At 48.9% G+C, this 10,280-nt stretch carries 10 protein-coding genes and 1 pseudogene; 2 read left to right on the forward strand and 9 right to left on the reverse strand.

The features are described 5' to 3' along the window. Positions 1-61: 61 nt before the first annotated feature. Positions 62-742 carry an IucA/IucC family C-terminal-domain containing protein gene (locus ON064_RS14560; RefSeq protein ID WP_274625335.1) on the forward strand — a complete coding sequence of 227 codons (681 nt, stop codon included), beginning with the start codon at positions 62-64 and terminating at the stop codon, positions 740-742. A 30-nt stretch (positions 743-772) separates the two neighbouring features. Here ON064_RS14560 and ON064_RS14565 read toward each other — a convergent pair whose 3' ends face one another. Then, positions 773-1,636 (reverse strand): VLRF1 family aeRF1-type release factor, encoded by an 864-nt coding sequence (locus ON064_RS14565; RefSeq protein ID WP_274625336.1) that lies wholly within the window; start codon positions 1,634-1,636, stop codon positions 773-775. Positions 1,637-1,799: 163 nt separating this feature from the next. On the opposite strand from ON064_RS14565, the gene ON064_RS14570 reads away from it, so the two are divergent. Next, positions 1,800-2,111 carry a DUF3243 domain-containing protein gene (locus ON064_RS14570; RefSeq protein ID WP_274625337.1) on the forward strand — a complete coding sequence of 104 codons (312 nt, stop codon included), beginning with the start codon at positions 1,800-1,802 and terminating at the stop codon, positions 2,109-2,111. Positions 2,112-2,128: 17 nt separating this feature from the next. Here the strand turns inward: ON064_RS14570 and ON064_RS14575 are convergent. From ON064_RS14575 to glsA, 8 genes and pseudogenes are all read right to left on the reverse strand, one after another. After that, a pseudogene (locus ON064_RS14575) lies at positions 2,129-3,385 on the reverse strand (MDR family MFS transporter); the annotation flags it as partial. A 31-nt stretch (positions 3,386-3,416) separates the two neighbouring features. Next, positions 3,417-3,773: a hypothetical protein gene (locus tag ON064_RS14580; RefSeq protein ID WP_274625338.1), complete on the reverse strand. Its 357-nt coding sequence runs from the start codon at positions 3,771-3,773 to the stop codon at positions 3,417-3,419. Further along, positions 3,755-5,536: an ATP-dependent helicase gene (locus ON064_RS14585; RefSeq protein WP_274625339.1), complete on the reverse strand. Its 1,782-nt coding sequence runs from the start codon at positions 5,534-5,536 to the stop codon at positions 3,755-3,757. Before ON064_RS14585 ends, ON064_RS14580 begins: the two co-directional genes overlap by 19 nt. Positions 5,537-5,613: 77 nt before the next feature. After that, positions 5,614-5,787 carry a hypothetical protein gene (locus ON064_RS14590; protein WP_158290779.1) on the reverse strand — a complete coding sequence of 58 codons (174 nt, stop codon included), beginning with the start codon at positions 5,785-5,787 and terminating at the stop codon, positions 5,614-5,616. Between the two features lie 15 nt (positions 5,788-5,802). Next, positions 5,803-6,003: a YwbE family protein gene (locus tag ON064_RS14595; RefSeq protein WP_121298572.1), complete on the reverse strand. Its 201-nt coding sequence runs from the start codon at positions 6,001-6,003 to the stop codon at positions 5,803-5,805. 93 nt (positions 6,004-6,096) lie between these two features. After that, positions 6,097-7,221, reverse strand: a complete 1,125-nt coding sequence (locus ON064_RS14600) for a YsnF/AvaK domain-containing protein (protein WP_274625340.1) — start codon at positions 7,219-7,221, stop codon at positions 6,097-6,099. 122 nt (positions 7,222-7,343) lie between these two features. After that, complete coding sequence (locus ON064_RS14605) at positions 7,344-9,392, reverse strand: catalase (RefSeq protein WP_274625341.1); 2,049 nt, start codon at positions 9,390-9,392, stop codon at positions 7,344-7,346. A 155-nt stretch (positions 9,393-9,547) separates the two neighbouring features. Next, positions 9,548-10,280: glutaminase A (glsA, locus tag ON064_RS14610; RefSeq protein WP_274625342.1), on the reverse strand; the 733-nt coding region annotated here is incomplete at its 5' end.

A 10,280-nucleotide genomic window follows, 5' to 3' on the forward strand; every position in this document is an offset into this window, starting at 1 on the left:
TTTTTTTATGCTTGGCAGTCCCACCTACTTCCAGTAGCATGGAGAAAAAGGGGGAATCGAGATGCAGTTGCCTATGGCTGCCAAACAAGCACTTCAAATGCAATCCGTCATCGTCGACCGCAGTCCAGCCCATCCCTTTTCTTCCAATCCCCAAATATTGATTGAAGAATTAAAGGATTGGTGCGGGACGGAAAACAACGGAGTCGCGGTTTCTTATTTTTTCCGGCAAATCGCCTTGTTCGTGACAGCACAATTCACCTTAATCCATCAGCATGGAGGCTATTTTAAGACGCCGCCTGAAAACCTGCGCTTTGGCCGGATGCAAAATTACGGCTTGCCGCTCATTTCGTTTCACGTCGAGTCAGCTGACTTTGTTGAAATAACTGCCGGACAAAGAAACGAAGCTTTCCGCTATGTATTGATCGGGCAAACAAGCGAACTGCTCGACCAGCTGCGTCGCCATGCAAAGATTTCACCCATTACGTGCTGGGAAAACGTGCTCGGTTCACTTGCCTGGTATTACGCCACCCTTCAACAGCAATATCCGCGGATTGCCGCTGAAGATATCGACTGGCTGATGGATGACCTGAATTGGGAACCGCTACGCAAATCCCAGTGGCGAAATTTCATCGGCACCACGCCGCTGGAACGGGCAGTTTCCGGGCCGATGCGGAAAACTTGCTGCTTGTATAAAGAATTATCTGCGTTCGGCACCTGCACGTTCTGCCCGCAGCCCCATTAAAAAAGCTCCGGTTAGCCCCGGAGCTTTTTGTTATTTCTCGAATACTTCGTGCAAGATCTTATCTGCACTGTTATTGATCAGGTTTTTGTGGATGCAGCTATTCGGCTTTTTGTGGAGCACTTTCGAAAACGACTGGGCATGTTCAGCTTCTCCGATGACGTGGATTTCTTCCCAGCGCCGCTCTTTTTTTAGCTTCTCTATTTTCGAGCCCATGTCTTTATAGAAGCGGTCCAAGTTTTCTTTCAGGCGATGGTCCAGTTCGTCGGTCGGGCTTCCGCCGCCGCTGCCTCCGATGACCGGGCTATTTCCGCCGGCAGCACCGCCGCCAGTCGACCCGGCGCCGCTGCGCCCTTGAATACGCCCTGAGCTTCTGACACCTTTTTGTTCTGTCCATACTTCCAGGCCTGCATCGAATTCATAATAGACTTCTTCATTGACGATGCCGACAGAGGTATCGAGCACGCGGATGCCTTTAAAGCTCGGCAGCACAACGCCCGCATATGGATACGCTTTGTAGATATAGCGCAATTGGTCAAGCGCTGGTTTGTTTTCCCATTGGAAATCGGTTTTGACGGAAATCTGCAAATGCTTCACCCAAAATAAATCATCTTGAGTCGAAGCAAAAATAACGACACCCTTCTGGAGGTCGCCTTGATTATCCGTTATTTCCTTTTCCACTTTTTTACGCAATGCCTTGTAGGCTTTCAACTCTTCTTCATCTTTTGAGGCGGTCAAGTATTCGTCGAGGCGCTTCAGCCCATTCTTCAGCTGGATCTTCCAGGCCCCGTTCTGTGCTTCACGGTCTGCGGGATTCGTATTGAGGTAGACACTCAGCACACAGCGGTCTTCACATTCGAATTGTTTCAGTTTTTGGATTTCGTCGTATAATGTCATTCACCCATCATCCTCCTTTAATCCTTACTTGTTATCTGAATACCCCAACCGCCCCTACTTAAACGGCAGCCAGCTTTTTCTTTTTCAATATTCGAACGTTTAAATTTTCCAGACTGTGGTAAACACTAACTAGCAACAAAAAATGACGAGGAGTGAATTATACATGGAAAACGTTGATAAAAAAGTAGAAGAAAAATTGAGCAATACGGACAATAAAAAGAAAGAACAGATTTTGGCTGAATTCTCGACTTTCATCGATTATTTAGGCGATAAAGTAGCGATGGGCGAGAAAATGGGCTTAAGCGAAGAACGCATCGCGCAGCTGGCATCTAAAGTAGCTGACTATCTTTCGAAAAAAGAAGATCCGAAAAATAGCGAAGAGTATCTATTGCAGCGCTTATGGCAAGTAGGCGACAAAGAAGAGCAGCACATGCTCGCACATATGCTAGTCAAACTAGCAAAAGAACAAAAATGATCACGCAAAAAGGGCGCTCTTTTTTCATATAAATGGAACATCCATAGATAAACAAAGCCGCTCAATACCGCAAATGTACCGAGGATGATAAAGGTCCAGCCGAACCCAAACCAAGCGGTCATCGGGATCGAAATCGGCGCAATCATCCGCCCGATTGTATAGCGCAGGCTCGCCGCAGCGAAATACTGGCCGCGCATCGATTCGGGGGCTAGTTTAGAAATGAAGCTTTGCTGCAGCCCGACGATCATCAATTCAGCGAATGTGAAGACCGCCATCGCCACGAAGAATATCCAAAACCACGAAGTCATCGGGAATATCGCCATCGATAAGCCGAACAGCATGGCCGAGACGAAGAACACCCACTTCTCTGGGAACTTGGTCATCCACCTTGTGATGACAACTGTCAGAAGTGCCACAATCAAGCCATTTTCCGCAAGTAATATGCCGAAAGAAGTTTCTCCGGTCACGGACCATTCACGCCCCAGAAAATTGAGAATCGTTTGGCGGTCGATCGTCTCCTTCAAATAAACCGGAATGACAAGATCCAACTGCATGAAGGTCTGGGCCCCCAAAACACCAGCAACGACAAACAGCAAAAAGACACGGTCTTTCAAGATGATGCCGTAATCTTTCACTTGCGAAAGCACTGCCCCTCTCCAGCCAGTCGCGTCCCCCTCTTTCCATTTTTCCATCACTGCAGCCGATAAGGTTTCCTCCGTGTAGAGGCGCAACAATAGCCCAAGCAGCATCGAAATGACAGCCACTGCCAGCAGCAATTCGAAACGGTAAGAGAAGAACAACACGGCGCCGAACAAAGGGCCGATAACGACGGCAATATTCAAAGTCGTGTAAAAGACCGCGAATACATCGCTCCGGTATTTTTCCGGAATGACGTCAGCGATCATCGCCTGGCTCGCTGGCCAGTACAAGGAGCCGCACATGCCGGCCAGCGTGAACGCCACGAAACTGAGTTCCGGGGAGCTGAGCCACGGCGAGTTTGCCATAGCGAACAGCAAGAACGCAAAACCTTGTGCCACAGCAGCGGACACGAGCATTCGCTTGCGCCCGAAACGGTCAGCAAAATAGCCGCCAAATAAATTGGCAGCTACGGAAAACATTTGGGAGACGATCAACAAAAGACCCGCCAGCCCTTTCCCGAACTCTTCCGCGAAATAAATCGCTAAGAATGGGAACACCATCCAAAAACTTGTATTCATGAAAAACTCGCCTACCAGCCGGACTTTCAGGCTGCGGTTCCAATCCCTGATCTTCATCTATAATGCCTCGCTTCTGCGTCTGTTTTTCTTATGCCAGTTCGAGCAATTGATACTGCAGGCAAATTTCCAGTAGAAACTCTTTATGTTCTTTGGCAAACTGGATGCCGACTTTCTCGTCGTCCAAATCCGTTATACGGCCATTTCCGAAGACGCGGTGGCGTATATTCGCCCCCACCCGCAATTCCTCAACAGAACGGACTGCATCGGGATTATCCGGTACAGTAATTTTTGCTTTCGGCGCTTTTGGCGAAGACGGTTTGGCGACTGCCGCCTGCTTCATTTTCGGCAAGGCGATGCGCCGCACTTCTTCCACGAAGCGCGATTCCTTGTCGTAACTGAGCAATTCCAGATGGCGTTTCGCCCGTGTCATGCCAACATAGAACAAGCGCCTTGCTTCCTCCAGCAAAGCAGGATCATCGGCGTGGCACAGTCCCCTTCCACCAAATCGATCAAATAGACCCGGTCAAACTCCAAGCCTTTGGAGCTGTGCAGCGTGGACAAAGTCAGCATATCATCGGTCTTTTCCGTCTTCGCCTGCCTCGTCACTTCCTCCAGCTGTTTCAAGCGTTTCGCAAAGTCCATCATCGTTGGAAGCGGTTCAGCAATTTGTTCGAGCGTGCTCAGAATCTGCTGTAAATAATCAAGCTTCATGCCGAATTTCTCCGCGCGACTTTTGAGCATCTGGTCATAGCCCATATCGCGACGGATGGCCTGGATCACTTTCAAAGGCGGCATGTCCTTTAACAGGTCCATCGACTTCCGCTGTTCCGCGATGATCCGAAGCTGGTAATCCTTCATGGTGATGGCCAACGTGATTTCTTCAAAGGCATGCTGCTTTGTCGGCTGCATCCGCCCTAATTGCTTGAGCTGAGAGGCCGACCAATAGGCGTTCGTTTTCGAAGCGATTTTAGAATATAAATCCACCCGTTCTGGACGCAAGCTGAAACGCATGAAATTTAAGATGTCCTGGACAATCCAATGGCTGAAAAAGCGGTTGTCCGCATCTTTCATATAGAAAGGAATGCCAAGGCGGTCCAGCTCATCCATCAATAGAGTTGAAGAAGAGTTGTTGCGGTACAAAATCGCAACCTTTCCATAGTCCTCAAGAGCGGAAAGTTCTTTTAACAAATACTTTAACTGAGCTTCTTGCGAGGCAAGGCGCCGGATGACGATCGGCCCGCCTTCTGGCCTGTCGGTGAACATGTTTTTATCATGGCGCAATTTATTCGCTTTGATGAATTGATTGGCCGTGTTGACGATGGTGCCGGATGAGCGGTAATTGCGCTCCATTTTCATAATATAGGCATCCGGGTACACCTGGCGGAACTTGAGCAGATAGCTCGGCTCCGCCGCCCGCCACGTATAAATGGACTGGTCGTCATCCGCCACGACGCATAAATTGCGATGGCTTTCGACCAGCTTTTCAACGATAGCATGCTGGACCATGGACGTGTCTTGGCTTTCATCCGTCATGACATAATCCCAGCGCTGTTGGTATTTCGACAACAGCTTGCGGTCTGTATTCAATGCTTCAAAAGCGATTGTGAGCATATCATCGAAATCCACAAGCCGCGGTTCATGGTTTTCTTTGAATTCTTCGTAAATCGTCAAAATATCGATGGCACTCGGGAACGGTTCATCAAGTGTCTTCCATTTTCTCTTCGGCACCATTTTGTTTTTCACGAAACTGATGAACGACACCAATTCTTCCAATTGATCATCAGTGATCGGCTCGTCATTCTCACGGGCGTAAATGTCTTTCAGAAGGCGTTTTTTATTGAGGCGGTTCGAATCGCCCCCTTCGATCATTACGTAATCGTCTGCCGACAAATAGTCCCTCGTAATTTGAAAAGCCAAGCTATGTATCGTGGAAAAATCCACCGGGGCAAGGCCTGGAAAGAACCGCGCGTAGCGTTCTAGCATATCGGTCGCCGAGGCTTTGCTGAAAGTAATCGCCTTGATGCGCTTCGGCTGGGCGGATTTTTCCTCGATCAAATAGCCGATTCTCATGATCATCGTCGTCGTTTTACCAGAACCGGGGCATGCCAGAAGCAATAACGGCCCTTCTGTCTTGGTCACCGCTTTTTTCTGTATTTTATTCAGCTCGACACCGTGCTCTTGTTTTTTCCGTTCGAAAAAATCACTCATGGTAGACTCCTTTTTGCGTTAGCAATCTCTTTCATAATAGCACAAAAGCAGGCCTATTTAAGCGGCCTGCTTTTCATTCAAATAAAATTGCGTTCCTGGGGTTTGGCGGGGTCGCCTGTTCGGCGCTTGTCTTTTCGCGTGGCCAAATCTTCATGGACACGCTCTTTTTCGTCCTGTTCTTTGCTCGTGCGGTTCGCCCCGATTCTTCTCGGGTCAGATGATTGCAGATCGTCGTTCTTTTGGTCGCTCATGCAGATCCCATCCTTTCACTTGCCGTTTAGAATTTCACAGACGCGGCCGACTTGCCCGTCCTCCAAGCGCACCTTAATGCCGTGAGGATGCGTCGCTGAATTCGTCAATAAATCCTTGACGACGCCTTTCGTTTTCTTGCCGGTCCGCTGGTCTTTTTTCAAGATCACGTTCACTTCAAGCCCCGGCTTTACATCGCTTCTTTTTTTCCCGTCCATTTTCATCCCTCCAAGCTTGTTTCCATTATAATCGAATTGCGCCGTGCATACAAAAAAGCGAAGGGTTTCCCCTCCGCTTATCATTCTTGCTTCTTATAGTCTATCGCGGTCTGTACGGTCTTTACGGTCAAACTCGTCTTCTTCGACTAGGTCACCGTCTTTGTGGATGTCAGCTTCTTCTTTGCGGACTGTTTCGCTGACATGCTCCGTATCCTGTACTTTGTTTTTGCCGATGGAGATTTCTTCAGAAACCACGTCTTTTTTCGTGACGTCGACGCGTTCTTCAGAAACCGGCACGTGAATATCTTCGCCTTCCGTATAATTGTGCGTGCCAGTTGTTTCTTCTTCGTTCACTGGGCGGCGCTCAACGTATACTTCTTCGCGTTCAACCGGCACTTCAAGTGATTGCTCTTCTTCAACGACATGCTTATCGACGTGGACTTCGCCTGTTTGGACGCGTTCTTTGTTGACTTGCAAACGCTCTTCATGCAAACGCAGGCGTTCTTCTTCAGATCCTGCACGGTCTAGGTCACGGTCGATATCATCCACTGTGCGGTTGCGGTTTGTCGCTTCGTCATTGAAATCAGAAGTTGCGCGGTGAGTGCCCGTCGCATGGTCATCATCTGACGTATCGCTTTCGTTTCCTAGGCCGAACCCAGTTCCGCGCTCTCTATCCACTCCAGCAGTTTCAGAGCCCAGTGCATCGCGCTCCGTGTTGTACGCCACGTCGTTTTCTTCGTTAGTATCGACTGTCAACCCGTCGCGTGCCACTGCCGAGTTATCGACTTTTCTCTGGCTCGTCGTGCTATCGACAGTACCTGAGCTTTCCGTGCTGTCGACGTTTCCGTAACTGGTGTTATCGTATGGCGCTTCCCCTTCGTAATTCGCACCGAATTCACGGTCGACGAACAAGAGGATCTTGCCGTTTTGCACATCATCGTAGTAGCGGTCTGCTTCTTCTTGGTCTACACCCATATTGGAGAAGGCTTCGCGCGTCGGTTCGTTGCCGGATAGGAAGCCCATGAACTTATCCATCCAATTGCCTTCGGAAGATTTATAATCGACGTCTGTGCGTCCCCGCACCATTGAAATCTGGTCTTCGTTGCGGGCCATCACATACATATCTTCTTCACGCGAACCTTGCGTTTTCATGTCTTCGATCTTTTTCAGTACTTCTGTTTCTGTGTCGAATGTTCCCATGAATTTATTGTTAGCCATTTCAAATTCCTCCATTTTTTCGAGAAGTTTTTGCTTTCTAGTCTTGAAATTACCCCTCAAGTATGGTATTAAACCTTTTTAAAAAGAAATGTGCCAAAATACTACTTTTCCACCATATTTTATCAAACTTCACGATTCCAATGGCGGTGTGCAGCGATTGCGTCGATAAAGCTGTCTGCGAATCCTTTCATGGAATCGCCTGTAACGACGCCCGGCTCGCCTGTGTAGCCATTGGCATCCAGCCATTTTTTCCCTTCATGCGTCGCGCCAATCGGCTTGAAATGACCGAATGCTTCCGTTACATAGTAAGCGGCATTCCGCGCGAATTTCTTGCTGACGTCCGGACCGCCGACTGCATAGATGGCATCGAACAATACCGGGTCTGCAGTAGTGAAGGTATGGTCGATTTTCACTTGCTTGCCATTTCCAGCATCCAATTTGCCTTGCTTTTCGCTGATGATCTCATACTGCAGGCCTTTGGATTTGAGCTGGTCGAGCACTTCCATGACTTCCTTGCCGTTAAAATCAGGTGCCACGATAACGCCGACTTTGCGGGTCTTCGCAGATTTCACCGTATTTTCCTGGCTCAATGCCGGTGATTTTTTGCTGGTATCGGTATTCCCAGTCTCGGGAGCTTTAACGCCGATATTGCCGGCAATTTCCTGTGCTAGCTTGAGGTTGACATTCGCATACATATCCACGACTTGCTGGCGGATATCGATGCTATCGCATTTGCCCAGCTCGAAACTGAACGCTTCAATGATGTGTTGCTGTTCGGCATCGCTCATGCTGTTCCAGAACATCGTCGCTTGCGAGAAGTGATCCTTAAAGCTATCGCTGCGCTTGCGCACTTTGCGGCCTTCCACTTTCTCTTGGTAATGGACGTATCCACCATCCGCTTCGCTGACCGGTGCCGGCGTGTGGTTGGTGAAGGAACTCTTCTGATAAGATACTTTACCTTTGTTGATCGTCTGGCGGCCGTAGCCATCGCGCTGGTTATTATGGAATGGGCAAACGGCGCGGTTGATCGGCAGCTCATGGAAATTCGGCCCGCCCAGGCGGATCAATTGCGTATCCGTGTATGAGAATAAACGGCCTTGGAGAAGTGGGTCATTCGAGAAATCGATCCCCGGCACTACGTGGCCTGGATGGAACGCCACTTGCTCAGTTTCCGCAAAGACGTTGTCAACATTGCGGTTCAAGGTCATCTTGCCGACGATGTGGATTGGAATCTCTTCCTGCGGCCACATTTTCGTCGCATCGAGCAAATCAAAATCGAATTTGTGCTCGTCTTCTTCCGGAACGATCTGGACGCCCAATTCATATTCCGGATAATCGCCGCTTTCAATGGCTTCGTGCAAATCTGCACGGTGGAAGTCGGGGTTCTTCCCGTTGATTTTCTGGGCTTCATCCCATACGACTGAGTGAACTCCTAGCGTCGATTTCCAATTGAATTTCACGAAATGGGATTTACCTTCCGCGTTGACGAAACGGAATGCGTGGACCCCGAATCCATCCATCGTCCGGAAGCTTCTCGGGATGGCGCGGTCAGACATCGTCCACATGACCATGTGGGCTGATTCCTGATTGTTCGCTACAAAATCCCAGAACGTATCGTGGGCTGTCGCCGCTTGTGGAATCTCGTTATGCGGTTCTGGTTTGATCGCATGCACCAAATCCGGGAACTTGATGGCATCTTGGATGAAGAATACCGGGATGTTGTTGCCGACTAGGTCGTAATTGCCTTCTTCTGTATAGAATTTCGTTGAAAATCCGCGTGCGTCCCGCGCTAACTCTCCTGAACCCCGCGAGCCGGCTACCGTGGAAAAACGGACGAAGACCGGGGTTTTCTTGCCTTTTTCCGACAGGAATTTTGCTTTCGTCAGATGTTCAAGCGACTCATAAGCTTCAAATTCCCCGTGAGCTGCGAATCCACGAGCATGGACTACGCGTTCAGGAATGCGCTCATGGTCAAAATGAGTCATTTTTTCACGGAAATGAAAGTCTTCCATCAACGTCGGGCCGCGCTCGCCTGCTTTTAAGGAAAATTCGTCCTCCGATAGTTTCAAGCCTTGGTTCGTCGTCAACTCTTTACCGCTGTCGTCTGAACGGAATTGCTCCAATTGTTCGTTCTTGCTGTTTTCATCAACTTTTTTATTATCTTTCGACATCGTCTCACTCCTCTTTCTAATTTCTTACATTATTCCTTCTCTACCCCTTCACTCAATTTAGAAACAAATTAATAGAAAAATCATAAAAAACGTGAAAAAAGGCCTTGCAATGTGTGAGTTTCATCGCAAGACCTTCAACTAGCCATAATCGGGACTTAGAAAATGCTTAAATCCCACTCTTTTGAAATTTGCCGAAGCATCATCGTTCCAGCAGCGCTGTTTCCTTGCACGTCAATTGCCGGCCCGTAAACACCGATGCCGGCCCCTGCACGGAATTCATAGGTTTGGGAGTGAAGTTTCGGCGGTACGGCTGCCATGATACCACCCGAGACACCACTTTTTGCAGGGATGCCGACATGTGCGGCGAAATTCCCTGATGAATTATACATGCCGCACGTGACCATCAACACTTTTGTCACTTGTGCGATTTCTTCGGAAAAATGCTTCACTTTCGTAATCGGGTTGTAGCCATCGTATGCGAGGATCAAACCGAGAAGTGCCAGATCTTTCACTGAAACTTTGATGGCACATTGGCTGATGTAGATGTCGAGTGCTTCTTCCACTTCGAGTTCCAGGAAATTCGCTTCCTTCAAATAATAAGCGAGTGCCCGGTTGCGGTGCGACGTGGCCCATTCCGAATCGTAAACTTCCTTGTCGATTTCGATTGGATGGCCAAGCAGTTCTTCCAGGAAACCTTTCAAAAACTCAAATTTCTTTTGCCCATTTCGTCCCGGAAGCAACGAGGAAATCGTAATGGCTCCCGCATTGATGAACGGGTTGAATGGTTTATTCGGCCGGTGGATTTCAAATGGCACGATGGAATTGAACGCTTCGCCCGTCGGCTCCACGTCCACCCGCTCCAACACGAAGTCCAAGCCGTAGTGGCAG

This window comes from Planococcus sp. A6 (genome assembly GCF_028823615.1).
Classification (GTDB): domain Bacteria; phylum Bacillota; class Bacilli; order Bacillales_A; family Planococcaceae; genus Planococcus.